Raw genomic sequence first — 15,252 nt, forward strand, 5'->3', positions numbered from 1 at the left:
GCATGCGCGCCTAGGGGGAATTTTGCATGACGATCACACAACAAACACGTTACTGGGCCGTCGCTGTTGCGGTGTTTCTGGGGCTTCTATGGGCCTTGGGTGATGTTTTGCTGCCGTTCCTTGTGGGCGCGGGGCTGGCCTACTTTCTTGATCCGGTGGCGACCCGCCTGACCCGTTATGGCATACCGCGCGTGGTGGCGGTGTCGCTCATCATGGTGCTGATGCTGGGCGTTGCGGTAGTGCTGCTGCTGCTGATCGTTCCCTCTGTCGTGGCCGAGGGGGCGCAACTTGCGCAAGCCGCCCCAGAGGTGTTTCGCCGCCTGCAAGAGGTCCTGGCTGAGCGATTCCCCGACCTGCTGGATTCCGAAAGCCAAGTGCGCCAGACCCTGGCAGGGCTGGGCGATACCATTCAGGAACGCGGGCTGGCGCTGGCCAACAGCCTTCTGCGGTCGGTCTCGGGCGTGATCGGTGCGATGGTGTTCATCGTGATTGCGCCGGTGGTCACATTCTATCTGCTGGTGGACTGGCCGCGCCTGACCGAAACGATTGACGATGCGCTACCGCGGCAACATGCGCCGGTGATCCGCGACCTGTTGCGCCGGATCGACGGGGCGCTGGCGGGATTCGTGCGCGGGCAAGTGACCGTCTGCGTGATACTGGCAGCCTATTACGCGATTGCTCTTTTGGTTGCGGGGCTTCAATTCGGCCTGGTGATCGGTGTGGTGGCCGGGCTGGTGTCGTTCATACCGTATATCGGCGCGATTGTCGGCGGGGCGCTGGCGATTGGCTTGGCGCTGTTCCAGTTCTGGGGCTCGCCAGTGCCAATCTTGATTGTGGCGGGCATCTTCGTGGTCGGACAGGTGCTTGAGGGGAATGTGCTGGTGCCAAATCTGGTTGGCAGCTCGGTCGGACTGCACCCGGTCTGGCTGTTGTTTGCTGTATCGGCCTTCGGCTCGGCCTTTGGGTTCACCGGCATGCTGGTGGCAGTGCCGCTGGCGGCCGCGCTGGGGGTGCTGGTGCGTTTCGCGTTCGACCGCTACAAGGCAAGCGCCCTCTATTCAAACGACGGATCGCCTGCGCCATGACCCATCGGCCCCACAGCCTGATGCCAGCTGCCGCCAAAGCGGCGCCGCGCACGCGACAACTGCCGTTGGAGTTGCCCAGCCGGGCGGGGTATGACATTGACGACTTTTTCGTCTCACCCGCCAATGAGCGCGCCTTTGCGCAGCTGATGGGTCCCGGCCCTTGGCCCGGGGCCAAGCTGGTACTGACCGGACCACCGGGCAGCGGCAAGACGCATCTGGCGCGGGTCTGGGCGGCGCGTGCCGGGGCCGCACGACTGACCGGGCGGGACCTGCGGAGAAGGGCCGATGTGCTGACGGACAGTGCCGCGCACCGCGCCGTGCTGGTTGACGATGCGCACCGTGTCGCCCGCCACCCCCGCGCCGAAGAGACGTTGTTTCATCTGCACAACATGGTCATGGCGGCGGGTGGCACGCTTTTGCTGACAGCACCCGCACCGCCCTCTCGATGGGGGCTGGCGCTGCCTGATCTGGCCTCGCGCATGCAGGCCTGCGCGATTGCCACGCTCAGCGCGCCGGACGACGCGCTGCTTTCGGCGGTTCTGGTCAAGCTGTTTGCCGACCGCCAGGTTGCGGTGCCGCCGAATCTGATCCCCTATCTCGTCACCCGGATGGAGCGCTCGCTGGCCGCCGCCGAGGGGGTTGTTGCGCTCTTGGACCGCGCCGCCATGGCACAGGCGCGGCCGATCACGCGCGCGCTCGCAGCGGATGTTCTGAGCCGACAGGATTAAATCCGGAAAGTCGGCGGATCACCTTGGGTGCGGCGTCGGTTTGTCATATGTTCTTAATAGTTGAAAACCATAGATAGCCTCATGAATAACGCATCAACCCCACCCGAGTCCCCGGTCGAACCCCCCGCTGTCGCACAGGCGCCGGGCGCGGGTCGCCCTTTGATTGCCGACTTTTTGGCGGCTGATTTCCCCGAACCCGTCACGCTGGAAGGATTCGATCCCGAAAGCCCGGCGCGGTTTCTGAACCGAGAACTGTCTTGGCTGACCTTCAATTGGCGCGTGCTGGATGAGGCGCGTAATCCCCGTGTGCCGCTGCTGGAACGGGTGCGCTTCTTGTCGATCTCGGCCGCAAACCTTGATGAGTTCTACACGGTGCGCGTGGCCGGTCTGCGCGAACTGGCGCGGGCGGGCAACACGACACCTGCCGCCGATGGGTTGAGCCCTGCGCAGCAACTGTTGCTGATCAATGAGGACGCCCGCCGCCTGATGGACGCCCAGCAGTCAGTGTGGATCGAATTGCGCGGCGCGATGCAGGAACGCGGCATCACCATCCTCAGCCGCGAAGACTTGACCGAGGAAGACGCCAAGGTCGTGCATGACACGTTCTTCAGCAATGTGTTTCCCGTGTTGTCGCCGCTTGCGATCGACCCGGCGCATCCCTTCCCGTTCATCCCCAACACCGGCTATTGCCTGGCGCTGCAACTGGAGCATACCAGCAGCGGGCGAAAGCTGAACGCGCTGCTGCCCGTGCCCCAGCAGATCGACCGTTTCGTGTCCATGCCCGCGCCGGTTGGCGAGGCGCGGTTCTTGCCGCTGGAAGAAATGTTGCTGGCCAAGCTTCACAACCTCTTTCCCGGCTACCGGATGGAATCCTCCTGCAGCTTCCGCGTGTTGCGCGACAGTGATCTGGAGCTTGAGGAAGAGGCTGAGGATCTGGTTCGCGAATTTGAGGTCGCGCTGAAGCGCCGCCGCCGCGGCGAAGTGGTACGCATGAAGCTGTCGGCAGGTGCGCCGGCCGCCCTTCGCCACCTGATCATGGAAGAACTGCATTTGACCGCCGATGAGGTGATCGAGGTCAGGGGTATCATGGGCGTGGCTGATCTGAAGGAATTGGTGCTGGATGAGCGGCGTGACCTTTTGTGGCCCAGCTTCGTGCCCCGGGTGCCAGAACGCGTGCAGGACCACGACGGCAACATGTTCGCCGCCATCAAGCAAAAGGACATGCTGCTGCACCACCCGTATGAGACCTTCGATATGGTCGTGCGGTTCCTGGAACAGGCGGCGCGTGACCCCAACGTGCTGGCGATCAAGCAGACGCTTTACCGCACCTCGCGTGACAGCCCGATCGTCGCGGCGCTGTGCGAGGCGGCCGAGGCCGGGAAATCCGTGACAGCCTTTGTCGAACTCAAGGCCCGCTTCGATGAGGCCGCAAATATCCGGCAGTCGCGTCGGCTGGAGCGCGCCGGGGCGCATGTCGTCTATGGCTTCATTCACTACAAGACTCATGCGAAAATCAGCGCCGTCGTGCGGCGGGAAGGTGACAAGCTGGTGACCTATACCCATTTCGGGACCGGCAACTACCACCCGATCACGGCGCGGATCTATACCGATATGTCGCTGTTCACCTGTGATCCGGCGCTTGGCCGCGACGCGACGCGGGTGTTCAACTACCTGTCAGGCTATGCCGAGCCCGAGCAGTTGGAAAACCTCTCGATCTCGCCCCTAACGCTGAAACAATCCCTTCTGGACATGATCGACGCCGAGGCGACGCATGCCCGCGCGGGCCGTCCGGCGGAAATCTGGGCAAAGATGAACTCGGTCATCGACCCTGACGTGATCGACGCGCTTTATGCCGCGTCCAAGGCGGGGGTTCGGATCAGCCTCGTGATCCGTGGCATCTGCGGCCTGCGTCCGGGCATCAAGGGCCTGTCTGAGAATATTCGCATCAAATCGGTCGTGGGCCGGTATCTGGAACATTCGCGCATCGTGTGCTTTGGCAATGGGCATGGGCTGCCCTCTCCGGAAGCGCGGGTGTTCATCAGTTCGGCAGACTGGATGGGCCGCAACCTGCTGCGTAGGGTCGAAACGCTGGTTGAGATCAACAACCCCACGGTGAAGGCGCAGATTGTCGAACAGGTCATGGCGGCGAATCTTGCCGATGAGGCGCAAAGCTGGGTGCTGCACCCCGATGGCACCTCCACGCGTGAGGTGTTGCCGGTGACCGAAGGGGGGCGTGTGCCGTTCAACTGTCATCGCTTCTTCATGGAAAACCCGTCACTATCGGGCCGTGGATCGGCGGGGGCGGCCGATGTGCCAGTTCTGGCGCATGACCCGGACTGACCTGCGGCACAACGCGGGGCGGATTTGCAAAGTGTTTGATTGACCTCGGCTGTCGGTCTGGGGATATAGGGGCATGATGGTTACTCCGGAGACCCCAATGGATGGACCTGCCTTGGATGACGGATCGCACGGTCCGGCACGCAGCACGCCAAACGCGTCACGGGCGGGCGCCCCTAAGTCAGCGACCGCATTTTTTGAGCGCCCGCTGTTCAACGACCCCGCGATTCGGGCGCTGGAACAGGTTGGCGTGATTGATGTCGGCTCAAACTCGGTCCGGATGGTGGTGTTCGACGGCGCGGCGCGCAGCCCGGCCTATTTCTTCAACGAAAAGGTGCTCTGCGGTCTGGGCCGTGGTCTCGCCACCACCGGCGCGCTGAACCCTGAAGGCCGAGTGCGCGCCATGGCGGCGATCCGGCGCTTTACCCTGCTGGCCAAGGGCATGAACCTGCAAAACCTCACCATGGTGGCCACCGCAGCGATGCGCGAGGCAACCGATGGCCCCGCCTTTCAGGCTGAGGTCGAGGCCGCGACCAAGCTGCGCATGCTGGTTATCGATGGCACCGAAGAGGCGCGGCTGTCAGCCCAAGGCGTGCTGACGGGCTGGCCCGAGGCTGCGGGGCTGGTCTGCGACATCGGCGGATCTTCAATGGAACTGGCCGAGATCAGCGAAGGCACCGTGCATCGCTGCGTGACATCGCCCTTGGGCCCGTTCCGGTTGCAGCAAGTCAAGGGCGGCAAGAAAGGCATGAAGACCCATGTCAGCAATATCCTGAAGGACCTGCGCGAACAGATAGGCACCCATTACGACGCGCTTTATCTGGTGGGCGGTTCCTGGCGTGCCTTGGCGCGGCTGGACATGGAGCGGCGCGGCTATCCGCTGACCGTCTTGCACGAATATGAAATGACGCCAAAGTCGATCCGCAAAACACTCGACTGGATCGCGGACAACGACCTGAAAGCCCTGCGCGCCGCGACCAGTATTTCTGCCGAGCGCATCAGCCTTGTCCCCTTGGCGGCGGTGGTGCTGCGGCAGATGCTGGCGGTGTTCCGGCCCCGGCATATCTACATTTCCAGCTACGGTATCCGTGAGGGGATCTTGTATGACCAGATGCCCGATGTTCTGCGCAGCCGCGACCCACTGATCGAGGCCTGCCGCTTTTCGGAACATACAAACGCCCGTATGCCAGGGTTCGGTCGCAAGCTGTTCAACTTCTTGCTGCCACTTTATAAATCCGCACCCACGGCGAAACTGCGGCTGATGAAGGCCGCTTGTCTGTTGCATGACGTGAACTGGCGCGCGCATCCGGATTACCGGGCGCAGGCTTGCTTTGACACCGCAACCCGCGCCAATCTGGGCGGGTTGGACCATAAGGGCCGCATCTATCTGGGGCTGGCGCTGATGTACCGCTACAAGACCAGCGGGATCGAGGACCGTATGGTCGCGGTGTCCAAACTGCTGAGCGATGACGAAATTCGTGAGGCGCAGATGCTGGGTCGTGCAATGCGGTTCGGGGCGATGTTCTCGATGGACGGGCCAGAAAATGCTGGGGAACTGCGGTTTTTCCCAAAGAAACGCGTGCTGGAACTGGTCCTGCGTCCTCAGACCCAGGCGTTGTTCAGCGAGGTGGCAGAAGCTCGGTTCTCGTCCCTTGCCAAGGTGCTTGATGTTAAGACCATCGTGCGCGTCTCGCGCAACTACAGTTCCAGCGGCGCTTCGGGTTCGGGGGGCGAGGGGGGGGCGGGGTCTTCCTGATCCTCCGGCGCCTCGGCCACGGGTTTGCGGCGGAGCAGGATGTCGCCATTCGGCAAGACCTCTGGCGGGTAATACCCGGGCAGATTTGCGACCATTTCAGACAGGCGGTCCAGTAGCGGCTCGATGTCTTGCACCGCCGGTTCCATTTCTTGCATGAACAATTCCAGCAAAGCGCCCGCGCCATCGCGCAACTGATTCAGCGAATCTTCCAGTGTTGGCGCTTGCGCGTCGTCTGTCTGCGCGATCGCAGGCAGGGGCAGCAGCAGCGACAAGGCAAGGATCACGGTTTTCATCATGTCATCCTATCCGAATGTGTGCCGCGATAGCCATATGTTCCGCGTGCATTACGCAGCGCGCGCGGCTGAAATTTCTTCCCACGCCCGGTTCAGCGATACCAGCCGTTCAGAGGCCAGCTTGATCGCCTCGGGTGGTACGCCGCGCGCGGCCATGCGGTCAGGGTGGGTTTCGCGCACCGCCGTCTTGTACTTGGCCCGGATCTGATCCAGCGGCGTTTCGGGCGTGACCTCCAGCACGACGTAGGGGTCAGGCGGGCTGTCGGGAACGTACCGGGCGCGCAGGCACGCGAAGCTGCGCGGACTCAACCCGAAAATTCGTGCGACTTCGGACAGGAAAGCGTCTTCCTGTGCGTGATAGGCACCGTCGGCCACGGCGATATGCAGCAGGCCTTCCATGAGGTCCACCAGCACCGGATCGCCGGGCCGGAACATCGCCGCAATCTTGCGGGCATAGGCGTCAAACCCCGCGATATCCTGCCGGGCCAGATTAAAGATGCGGGCCGCACTTGCCTCTTCCGAGGGCGGTATGATGAACACGCTGCGGAAGGCCGCGACCTCGTTCCGGCTTACATGGCCGTCTGCCTTGGCCATCTTTGCCCCGAGCGCGATCACCGCGATGGTAAACGCGACCGAACGTTCCGGCGGCGTGCGCAGCCGGTCGAACAGCGTGCTCAGGCTTTCGCCTTTGGCCAGCGCGGACAGCGCGGCGGATATGCGGGTCCAGATCGACATGGGTGAAGAATACCAGAAAATTTTCCCGTTTACATGGCAAAGCGTGACGCTCAAGATCATTTGCACGGTACGAATACAACGGTTCCGGGGGTGACAACGTTCCGTCGGAGTGCGCGCAATAGCAGATCAGAGGAATTTTTGCATCAAGACAAGATCCAGCCACAGCCCTGCCTTGCGCCCCACCTGCGGTACCGTTGCGACTGTCGCATAGCCTAAGGCCGCGTGAAACGCCACGCCATCCGGGTTTGCGCCGCTGACGCCTGCAATCATGCAATGCACGCCGCGACTCCGCGCGTGATCTTCAACCGCCTGCATCAAACCCCGCCCGAAACCGCGCCCGCAGGCGGCAGGGTGCAGGGCGATGCTGTGCTCCATGGCGTGGGCATAGCCTAACCCCGCGCGAAACTGCCCATAAAGTGCAAAGCCCAAAATGCCCGTGGCATCTGCGGCGACGAAGAACGCGTGCCCCTCTGCCTGTTTTTGCCGGATGGTCGCGAGGATATCCGCCGGAGTCTTTTCGGTCGGGCTGAAGGTTACAAGCGTGTCGCGGATCACCGGGTTCCAGATCGCCGCAATTGCGGTGCAATCAGCCTCAGTGGCCGGGCGCAGGGTAGAAATCGCCAGATCAGGCACGCGCAGCGTATTCTCATCCATGGCTGGGTCCTGTGCATGTGCCGCTGCAAGCATCCACGCATCGGCGGCGGGAAACGCGCTGTGCGCGCCGAGATTTCGTTTCGACCATCATCCCCGTAACGCCTCGCTGCATTCGCGCCATTTTGTCAGTAAAAATAACACCTCCCGACAAGGCCGGGGGTGATGATGTACGGCATATCCTTCTGGACGCGCCTGCAACCCGTCGCGTGCTGGCGGCGCAAAGCTAGGCCTGCGCCGCCCAACCTCTGTCCACCTCAGAAGGTTTCGACGATCAGTTGCGCGTCGCAATAATCGCCATTATAGGTGCCGATCCAGACATCGTAGATCCCGTCGCCACTGGGCCGTGTCAGCCGGATCTTGGCGTCGGCATTGCCGTTGTCGTCATCGTCGAAATACCAGTTCGCGCCCGCCGTGTTGATCAGCAACACCGTATCGCAGCTGCTCACGGTGCGAAATTCCAGCTCATACCCGGCCACCCCGCGCACGGTGATCGAAAAATCCGGCTTTGAAATGACGAAGCCCGGCATCGCGCCATTCCAGGTGGGGGAGCGGATGCGGCACCGCTCCAGATTGGTATCGCCGCCTGCCACAACGGAGAAACTCCGAGGGGTATAAAGCTGGTCGCCGGTCACTTCATAGGTTTCGTTGCCCCACAGAGTATAATCCGGGCACGCGAGTGCAGAAGACGCGCTGACAAAAAGTGCCGCAACGGCAATCGTTAACTTCATTTTTCTTTCCTCTCAATAACCACCAATAGGATTATGGAGGAGTCGTTTACAAATCAATAAATGTTTGCAGGGTCGTCGTGTGCACGGCGATCCGTTCAGCCGCGCCGTGCAAGCGGCTTACCCCGCCTGCCGCTCGCGGATCATGCGCAGGATTTCACTGGCGGCGGCCGGGATGTTGGTGCCGGGGCCGAAGATCGCCCGGACGCCCGCGTCATAGAGGAACTGGTAGTCCTGTTGCGGTATGACGCCGCCGCAGATCACCATGATATCATCCGCCCCGGCCGCCCGCAGTGCTTGCACCAGTTTTGGGGCCAGGGTCTTGTGCCCGGCCGCCTGGCTGGAGATACCGATGACATGCACATCGTTGTCGATGGCGTCCTGTGCGGCCTCTTCCGGGGTCTGGAACAGCGGGCCTACATCGACATCGAATCCGATATCGGCGAATGCCGTGGCAATGACCTTTGCGCCGCGGTCATGGCCGTCCTGGCCCATCTTCACCACCAGCATGCGGGGGCGGCGGCCTTCGGCCTCGGCGAACGCTTCGACATCGGCCTGAATTGCGGCAAAGCCGTCGTCGCCCGCGTACGCCGCACCATAGACGCCCGCCAACGTCTTGACCTCGGCCCGGTGGCGGCCAAAGACCGTCTCCATCGCCATGCTGATCTCGCCCACTGTGGCGCGGGCGCGGGCGGCATCGACGGCGGCCTCCAACAGGTTGCCGCCGTCGCGGGCGCGGCGGGTAAGTTCCGCCAACGCCGCGTCGCAGGCCTGCTGGTCGCGGCTGGCGCGGATGCGGGCAAGGGCTTCGATCTGGCCCTGGCGCACCGCTTCATTGTCTATGTCCAGAATGTCGATCGGGTCTTCCACGTCCTTGCGGTACTTGTTCACGCCGACGATCACCTCGGTCGCGCGGTCGATATTGGCCTGACGGCGGGCCGCTGTTTCCTCGATCCGCAACTTTGGCATGCCGCTGGCCACGGCCTTCGTCATGCCGCCAAGTTCCTCGACTTCCTCGATCAGAGCCCAGGCGGCATCGGCCAGATCCGCGGTCAGCTTCTCGACATAATATGAGCCTGCCAGCGGATCGACGACCTTCGTCACCCCGGTTTCTTCTTGCAAGATCAACTGCGTGTTGCGTGCGATCCGGGCCGAGAATTCGGTCGGCAGGGCGATGGCTTCGTCCAACGCATTGGTGTGCAGGCTTTGGGTGCCGCCCAGAACCGCGCTCATCGCCTCGTATGCGGTGCGGATCACATTATTGTAGGGGTCCTGTTCGGTCAGCGAAACGCCAGAGGTCTGGCAATGCGTCCGCAGCATCGAGGATTTTGGGTCTTTCGGTTCAAACTCGGCCATGATGCGCGACCACAGCAGCCGGGCGGCACGCAGCTTCGCGGCCTCCATGAAGAAATTCATGCCGATCGCGAAAAAGAACGACAGCCGCCCAGCAAAGGCATCCACATCCATGCCGCGCGCAATCGCGGTGCGTACATATTCGCGCCCGTCGGCCAGCGTGAAGGCCAGTTCCTGCACCAGGTTCGCGCCAGCTTCCTGCATGTGGTAGCCCGAGATCGAGATCGAGTTGAATTTCGGCATCTCTGCGCAGGTGTATTCGATAATATCCGCGATGATCCGCATGCTGGGTTCCGGCGGATAAACATAGGTGTTGCGCACCATGAATTCTTTCAGAATATCGTTCTGAATGGTGCCTGACAGCAGCTTGCGGTCCACGCCCTGTTCTTCGCCCGTTACGATGAAATTTGCCAGGATGGGGATGACCGCGCCGTTCATCGTCATGGAAACGCTGACTTTTTCCAGCGGGATGCCGTTGAACAGGATTTTCATGTCCTCGACACTGTCGATGGCGACCCCGGCCTTGCCCACATCGCCCTCGACCCTCGGGTGGTCGCTGTCATAGCCGCGATGGGTGGCCAGATCGAAAGCGACCGATACGCCCTGTTGCCCGGCGGCCAGCGCCTTGCGATAGAAGGCGTTTGATGCCTCGGCGGTAGAGAAGCCCGCGTACTGGCGGATGGTCCAGGGTCGGCCCGTGTACATGGTGGCGCGCACACCCCGGGTGTAGGGGGCGCGGCCGGGGATTTCATCGAGATGCGGCAGTCCCGCCACATCTTCGGCCATGTAGACCGGCTGCACGGGGATGCCTTCCAGCGTGTCCCAGGTCAACGCTTCGACCGGCTTGCCGCGCAGTTCCTTGGCGGCCAGCGCTTCCCATTCGGATTTTCTGTCGCTCATCGCGTGATCCTTTCGTTTTGCACGGGGCGCAGGCGTGAAACGTCACACCGCGCGGATGTTTTTTCCGCAAGAACCCCTATATGCAGTTCATATGGAGGCCGCATGAAATCGTTTCTGACACTCGCTCTCGCTGCATTGTTACCCTGCGCCGTCTGGGCGACCGATACGGCGGTCCAGACGCCCGCCGATCCCATGGCCGAGGCCGCGGTTGAAGACGCGTCGGATGAACTCTTGATCGTCGACGCGGCGGACGTGGTGCCCGATGATATGCTATGGGATAAACGGCTGCTGGTGATCTTCGCCAACACGCCGAACGATCCCATGTTTCGGCAGCAGATTTCGCTGCTGGAAACCCGTGCGGAGGACCTGCATGAGCGTGATGTGGTCGTGGCGCTGGATACCGACCCCGCAACGATGAGCGCATTGCGCACCCGCCTGCGCCCGCGCGGCTTCATGCTGGCCATCATCGGCAAGGATGGAGAGATCAAGCACCGCAAGCCCAGCCCCTGGGATACGCGTGAAATACTGCAGGCCATCGACAAATTCCCGCTGCGGCGGCAGGAAATGCTGGATCGCAGGCCGGCCGGCCGGTAGTTCAGGGGCAAGGCGCGGCTCATCTGAAATACCCGGCAGCCTCGGCTCGCGCTGCGATCAGCCACCAGCCGGGGCCGAATACCCCCGCCAGCCAGAAGACGACGGCGACGTTCGCATCCAGCAGGCCAAAGTTCACCGCGGCCGCCATTATGGTGCCCAGCCCATAGACCAGCCCACCGCCGACGAACAGGAAATCCGTGCCAAGCCGGATGCGGCTGATCAGGGGGAACAGCGCGTGAAACACCGCCATCCCGCAGAGCGGCGGCAGAAAGAGCAACAGCCATTGTCCGCCCGCGATGTCGGCAAGCAGGATCGACAAGGTGACCCAGGCGGCGATCAGCGCCAGCATGAAGATGCCTGCATAGATCAGGAACAGCCGCAGTTGACCCTTTGGCATGTCACTCGAACTCCATGATGATATCATCGACCCGCAGGCTGTCGCCGGCAGCGGCGTTGATCTTCGCCACCGTGCCTTTGCGTTCTGCGCGCAAGATGTTCTCCATCTTCATCGCCTCGACGGTGGCCAGCGGCTGGCCCTCGAACACCTCATCGCCCGCTGCGACGTTGATGCTGACCACCAAACCGGGCATGGGGCATAGCAGCAGCTTTGATGTGTCGGGCGGCAGTTTCTCGGGCATCAGCGCGGCCAGTTCGGCCTGACGCGGGGTAAGTACCCGAACGATCAGATCCGCGCCGCGTAAACGCAGCCGGAACCCTGCGGTTACCTTGCCGACCTTCATCACCAGGGGCGTGCCCCCAACCATCAGGCGCGCCAGCGGGTTGCCGGGGGTCCAGTCCGAGGTGACGCGCAGGGTGGTGCCGTCTACCGTGACCTCGGCCCCGGACTTTTCAGCGTCAATCTGGACGCGCATCTGGCAGCCTTGCGCGCGCACCACCCAGTCGGACCCCACCACCCGTTCGTGGTTATCCATGGTGCCGGAAATCCTGCTGCGGCGGATTTCGGCGACCCTGAACATGGCCGTCGCGGCGGCGGCCACCCGGGTCAACAGGTCATCGGGCAGCGTGGTGCCGGTAAAGCCGTCGGGGTATTCTTCCTCGATGAAGGCGGTGGTGATGTCGCCCGAGATGAAGCGCGGGTGTTCCATCACGGCAGACAGGAAGGGCAGATTGTGGCCGATGCCCTCTACCTCGAAGCTGTCCAGCGCCGTGCGCATACCGTCTATCGCGGCCAGACGCGTCGGTGCCCAGGTACACAGCTTGGCGATCATCGGGTCGTAGAACATGCTGATCTCGCCGCCCTCATAAACGCCGGTGTCATTGCGCACGCGGGCGACATCCGACACGGTTTCCTCTGGCGGCCGGTAGCGCGTCAGTCGGCCGGTTGAAGGCAGGAAGTTGCGATAAGGGTCTTCGGCGTAAAGGCGGCTTTCCATTGCCCAGCCGTTGATATGCAGATCGCTTTGGGCAAAGGGCAGCTTGTCGCCTGCGGCCACGCGGATCATCTGTTCCACCAGATCGATGCCGGTAATCAGTTCGGTCACGGGGTGTTCCACCTGCAGGCGGGTGTTCATTTCCAGAAAGAAGAAATTCTGGCTGGCGTCGACGATGAATTCCACCGTGCCAGCGCTCGTATATCCCACTGCCTGCGCCAAGGCGACGGCCTGCGCGCCCATCGCGGCCCGTGTCGTCGCATCAAGAAAGGGCGAGGGGGCTTCTTCGATTACTTTCTGGTTGCGGCGCTGGATCGAGCATTCGCGTTCGTGCAGGTAGACACAATTGCCATGCTGATCGGCCAGCACCTGAATTTCGATATGCCGGGGTTGGGTCACGAATTTCTCGATGAAGATCCGGTCATCGCCGAAGCTGCTTGCGGCCTCGTTCTTCGACGATTGAAACCCTTCGCGCGCACCCGCATCATCCCAGGCGATGCGCATGCCCTTGCCACCACCACCAGCACTGGCCTTTATCATCACCGGATAGCCGATCTCGCCGCTGATCTTCACGGCTTCGTCCGCGTCGGCGATCAGACCCATGTAACCCGGCACCGTGCTGACGCCGGCCTCTTGCGCCAGTTTCTTCGAGGTGATCTTGTCTCCCATCGATTCAATCGCACTTGCAGGCGGGCCGATGAAAGCGACGCCTGCGGCCTCCAGCGCCTCGGCGAATTTGCGGTTCTCCGACAGGAAGCCGTAGCCTGGATGCACCGCCTGCGCGCCAGTCTGCGCGATGGCCGCCATGATCTTGTCGATCACGATATAGGATTGGTTGGCGGGCGCGGGGCCGATATGCACTGCCTCATCCGCCATCGAGACGTGCAGGGCGTTGCGGTCGGCGTCGGAATAGACGGCGACGGTTTTGATCCCCATCTTTTGCGCGGATTTGATGATACGGCAGGCAATTTCGCCCCGGTTTGCGATCAGGATCTTGTCAAACATCTTCTCTCCCTGTGCCCCGCGCGGGGCGGCGTGCATGCAAAAACACCCCGCCGGTCGGAACCGGCGGGGTGTCAAAGTCTGGGGTAACCTGTGGCGCTACGGTTGCCCGGAAGTCAGTAAGGTGACGTTCAGCGGCGAATGCCGCGGCACTGATCGGGGAACGACTGGCAGAACGCGACATTGCCCGCCCCGCCGATGACAGCGCCGGTAAGCGGATCACCGTTAGTGACCAGCGCGGTGCCTGCGCCAGCGGCGCCGCCGACAAGCGCCTGCTCACCCAGCGTGTCGCCGCATGCGGCCAGACCGAACAGCATTCCGGCAGCGAGAAGAACTTTGATACCCATTGTCCAATCCTTTCATTTCTAACGATTATGCTCGAGCTTACACCCGCAGCGCGTGTGGCCGCATCACAATTCTGCGTCATGACACACGCGATAGGCGTGTTCCCGCGCAGCAGTGACGGGCGCTGGCGCATCATTCGTCCGCGTCCCCATGATGATAGGTTGCGGCGGCATTGTCGGCAAAAATTTCAGGGAAACTGGCACGCGCCACCCGAAGATCAACGCGCAGCAGCGCGTCATAGCTGGCAGGATCAAAGGGGTCTTCGGCAGCCACGACCTCGCGCTGGAACAGCCAAGACAGCCGACCGGCGTCAAGATTCCCTCGCTCGAACGGTTCGTCACCGAAATGATCGATCAATGCATATAGGAAGGCAGCATCAGCGCGGCGGTCGGCGGGCCTACGGTCGTTGAACCGGCGGCGCGCGGTCAGCTGTGTCGCGCCTTCTTTGTGGGCACGGCGCAGTGTGAACTGAAAGTCGGTTCCCGGCAGTCGCCCGGGAAAGCCACGGTGCTTCAACATACGCGCCCCCTGTCGATGCGGGGCGCGTATGCCGTGAATTCTGCGGCGGGGTAACCCCGGCCTGCGGTCAGATTACCGGTATTTGCCCGAGACAGGCTCAACATAGATCGGCTGCGGGATCGGCTCAACCGGCGGGGTCGAGGGGCCGCTGTGTTTGGCGCATGCACCAAGGATTGTAAGGGCGAATACTGCCATGACGGCGGTTTTCTTGGACATAGGTGTCTCCTGCTCTCGGGTTGTGCGGGATCGGCAGCACCATGCTCCGCCCGGCATTTTTGCGATACTGAGGCAGCGTGCACGCCACCGTGAGAAAGAATATCCGATTTCCGGACCATTGGAAACAGATATCGCGTGTGCGGCACGGAATGTGGCAGTACCGCACCAGAGCAGTGCGTCGCCGGGGGCAGGGGGGCAACATGTTGCGGAAGCATCAGAATTCATCCCAGATACAGTGATCGCCTTCGATCACGAAGGCCTCGAAGAATTGCGCAACATCAGGGGTGGTGTCGCCAAACGTCGTTTGCCGTGCGGCGACCGAAATGACAACCGCTGCCATTTCCGCGCCGCGTTCGGGGTCCAATGCGCGCAGCGCAGGCAGGGCGGTCGTTTCGCACAGAAACGTCAGGTCGCGCACCCGTTCGGGCCCGCTTGTCAGCGCCTCGGGGTCGGTTTGCAGCGCGTCCATGGTGAAACGGAAGCGGCCGATTCCCGCATCTTGGTCCAGGATCGTCTCATACAGCGCGGCGACCTTGCCTGAGGGCAACGCGACCTCCAGCGCCTGCGCCGGTAGCGGTGCAAGGCTGACTGCCAGACAGAAAACCAGATGACGCATTTC

The 15,252-nt window shown here is 62.4% G+C and carries 16 protein-coding genes; 5 read left to right on the top strand and 11 right to left on the bottom strand.

What is annotated here, in order from left to right:
* The first annotated feature begins 26 nt into the window (after positions 1-26).
* From H9529_RS15285 to H9529_RS15300, 4 genes are all read left to right on the top strand, one after another.
* Positions 27-1,085, top strand: coding sequence for an AI-2E family transporter (locus tag H9529_RS15285; protein ID WP_092886620.1), 1,059 nt, complete (start codon positions 27-29; stop codon positions 1,083-1,085).
* Positions 1,082-1,813 carry an AAA family ATPase gene (locus H9529_RS15290; RefSeq protein WP_223814204.1) on the top strand — a complete coding sequence of 244 codons (732 nt, stop codon included), beginning with the start codon at positions 1,082-1,084 and terminating at the stop codon, positions 1,811-1,813. The genes H9529_RS15285 and H9529_RS15290 overlap by 4 nt, the downstream gene beginning before the upstream one ends.
* An 81-nt stretch (positions 1,814-1,894) precedes the next feature.
* The gene (locus H9529_RS15295) at positions 1,895-4,153 is read left to right on the top strand and encodes an RNA degradosome polyphosphate kinase (RefSeq protein ID WP_092886622.1); all 2,259 of its coding nucleotides are present in this window, start codon (positions 1,895-1,897) and stop codon (positions 4,151-4,153) included.
* Positions 4,154-4,250: 97 nt separating this feature from the next.
* Complete coding sequence (locus H9529_RS15300; protein ID WP_092886624.1) at positions 4,251-5,906, top strand: Ppx/GppA family phosphatase; 1,656 nt, start codon at positions 4,251-4,253, stop codon at positions 5,904-5,906.
* Here the strand turns inward: H9529_RS15300 and H9529_RS15305 are convergent.
* The 5 genes from H9529_RS15305 to scpA form a co-directional block, all read right to left on the bottom strand.
* Positions 5,849-6,202 carry an AAA+ family ATPase gene (locus H9529_RS15305; protein WP_143033477.1) on the bottom strand — a complete coding sequence of 118 codons (354 nt, stop codon included), beginning with the start codon at positions 6,200-6,202 and terminating at the stop codon, positions 5,849-5,851. The genes H9529_RS15300 and H9529_RS15305 overlap by 58 nt on opposite strands.
* Before the next feature lie 48 nt (positions 6,203-6,250).
* Positions 6,251-6,934: a molecular chaperone DjiA gene (locus H9529_RS15310; protein ID WP_092886628.1), complete on the bottom strand. Its 684-nt coding sequence runs from the start codon at positions 6,932-6,934 to the stop codon at positions 6,251-6,253.
* Positions 6,935-7,060: 126 nt separating this feature from the next.
* The gene (locus tag H9529_RS15315; RefSeq protein WP_092886630.1) at positions 7,061-7,588 is read right to left on the bottom strand and encodes a GNAT family N-acetyltransferase; all 528 of its coding nucleotides are present in this window, start codon (positions 7,586-7,588) and stop codon (positions 7,061-7,063) included.
* Between the two features lie 254 nt (positions 7,589-7,842).
* The gene (locus tag H9529_RS15320) at positions 7,843-8,316 is read right to left on the bottom strand and encodes a hypothetical protein (RefSeq protein ID WP_092886633.1); all 474 of its coding nucleotides are present in this window, start codon (positions 8,314-8,316) and stop codon (positions 7,843-7,845) included.
* 117 nt (positions 8,317-8,433) lie between these two features.
* On the bottom strand, positions 8,434-10,566 hold the full coding sequence (gene scpA, locus H9529_RS15325; RefSeq protein WP_092886635.1) for a methylmalonyl-CoA mutase: 2,133 nt from the start codon (positions 10,564-10,566) through the stop codon (positions 8,434-8,436).
* A 102-nt stretch (positions 10,567-10,668) separates the two neighbouring features.
* Between scpA and H9529_RS15330 the strand changes: the two genes are divergently transcribed.
* On the top strand, positions 10,669-11,160 hold the full coding sequence (locus tag H9529_RS15330) for a DUF4174 domain-containing protein (protein ID WP_092886637.1): 492 nt from the start codon (positions 10,669-10,671) through the stop codon (positions 11,158-11,160).
* Between the two features lie 19 nt (positions 11,161-11,179).
* Here H9529_RS15330 and H9529_RS15335 read toward each other — a convergent pair whose 3' ends face one another.
* From H9529_RS15335 to H9529_RS15360, 6 genes are all read right to left on the bottom strand, one after another.
* Positions 11,180-11,557 carry a hypothetical protein gene (locus H9529_RS15335; protein WP_092886639.1) on the bottom strand — a complete coding sequence of 126 codons (378 nt, stop codon included), beginning with the start codon at positions 11,555-11,557 and terminating at the stop codon, positions 11,180-11,182.
* Between the two features lies 1 nt (position 11,558).
* A complete protein-coding gene (locus H9529_RS15340) occupies positions 11,559-13,556 on the bottom strand; it encodes an acetyl-CoA carboxylase biotin carboxylase subunit (protein WP_092886641.1) in 1,998 nt (665 codons plus the stop codon).
* 128 nt (positions 13,557-13,684) lie between these two features.
* Positions 13,685-13,900: a hypothetical protein gene (locus H9529_RS15345; RefSeq protein WP_092886643.1), complete on the bottom strand. Its 216-nt coding sequence runs from the start codon at positions 13,898-13,900 to the stop codon at positions 13,685-13,687.
* Between the two features lie 130 nt (positions 13,901-14,030).
* Positions 14,031-14,417 carry a hypothetical protein gene (locus H9529_RS15350; protein WP_092886645.1) on the bottom strand — a complete coding sequence of 129 codons (387 nt, stop codon included), beginning with the start codon at positions 14,415-14,417 and terminating at the stop codon, positions 14,031-14,033.
* Positions 14,418-14,489: 72 nt separating this feature from the next.
* Entirely contained in the window at positions 14,490-14,633 is a 144-nt protein-coding gene (locus tag H9529_RS15355) for a hypothetical protein (RefSeq protein ID WP_176846945.1), read from the bottom strand.
* A gap of 214 nt (positions 14,634-14,847) precedes the next feature.
* Positions 14,848-15,249 carry a DUF6497 family protein gene (locus H9529_RS15360; RefSeq protein ID WP_092886647.1) on the bottom strand — a complete coding sequence of 134 codons (402 nt, stop codon included), beginning with the start codon at positions 15,247-15,249 and terminating at the stop codon, positions 14,848-14,850.
* Positions 15,250-15,252: the final 3 nt, after the last annotated feature.

This window comes from Roseicitreum antarcticum (assembly GCF_014681765.1).
Lineage (GTDB): Bacteria > Pseudomonadota > Alphaproteobacteria > Rhodobacterales > Rhodobacteraceae > Roseicitreum > Roseicitreum antarcticum.

Excerpts from the sequence above, each read along its gene's own strand:
- H9529_RS15320 (WP_092886633.1), bottom strand. The coding sequence starts at position 8,316 with ATGAAGTTAACGATTGCCGTTGCGGCACTTTTTGTCAGCGCGTCTTCT.
- H9529_RS15340 (WP_092886641.1), bottom strand. The coding sequence starts at position 13,556 with ATGTTTGACAAGATCCTGATCGCAAACCGGGGCGAAATTGCCTGCCGT.
- H9529_RS15350 (WP_092886645.1), bottom strand. The coding sequence starts at position 14,417 with ATGTTGAAGCACCGTGGCTTTCCCGGGCGACTGCCGGGAACCGACTTT.
- H9529_RS15290 (WP_223814204.1), top strand. The coding sequence starts at position 1,082 with ATGACCCATCGGCCCCACAGCCTGATGCCAGCTGCCGCCAAAGCGGCG.
- H9529_RS15310 (WP_092886628.1), bottom strand. The coding sequence starts at position 6,934 with ATGTCGATCTGGACCCGCATATCCGCCGCGCTGTCCGCGCTGGCCAAA.
- H9529_RS15305 (WP_143033477.1), bottom strand. The coding sequence starts at position 6,202 with ATGATGAAAACCGTGATCCTTGCCTTGTCGCTGCTGCTGCCCCTGCCT.
- H9529_RS15335 (WP_092886639.1), bottom strand. The coding sequence starts at position 11,557 with ATGCCAAAGGGTCAACTGCGGCTGTTCCTGATCTATGCAGGCATCTTC.
- H9529_RS15295 (WP_092886622.1), top strand. The coding sequence starts at position 1,895 with ATGAATAACGCATCAACCCCACCCGAGTCCCCGGTCGAACCCCCCGCT.
- H9529_RS15355 (WP_176846945.1), bottom strand. The coding sequence starts at position 14,633 with ATGTCCAAGAAAACCGCCGTCATGGCAGTATTCGCCCTTACAATCCTT.
- H9529_RS15330 (WP_092886637.1), top strand. The coding sequence starts at position 10,669 with ATGAAATCGTTTCTGACACTCGCTCTCGCTGCATTGTTACCCTGCGCC.
- H9529_RS15315 (WP_092886630.1), bottom strand. The coding sequence starts at position 7,588 with ATGGATGAGAATACGCTGCGCGTGCCTGATCTGGCGATTTCTACCCTG.
- H9529_RS15300 (WP_092886624.1), top strand. The coding sequence starts at position 4,251 with ATGGATGGACCTGCCTTGGATGACGGATCGCACGGTCCGGCACGCAGC.
- H9529_RS15345 (WP_092886643.1), bottom strand. The coding sequence starts at position 13,900 with ATGGGTATCAAAGTTCTTCTCGCTGCCGGAATGCTGTTCGGTCTGGCC.
- H9529_RS15360 (WP_092886647.1), bottom strand. The coding sequence starts at position 15,249 with ATGCGTCATCTGGTTTTCTGTCTGGCAGTCAGCCTTGCACCGCTACCG.
- scpA (WP_092886635.1), bottom strand. The coding sequence starts at position 10,566 with ATGAGCGACAGAAAATCCGAATGGGAAGCGCTGGCCGCCAAGGAACTG.
- H9529_RS15285 (WP_092886620.1), top strand. The coding sequence starts at position 27 with ATGACGATCACACAACAAACACGTTACTGGGCCGTCGCTGTTGCGGTG.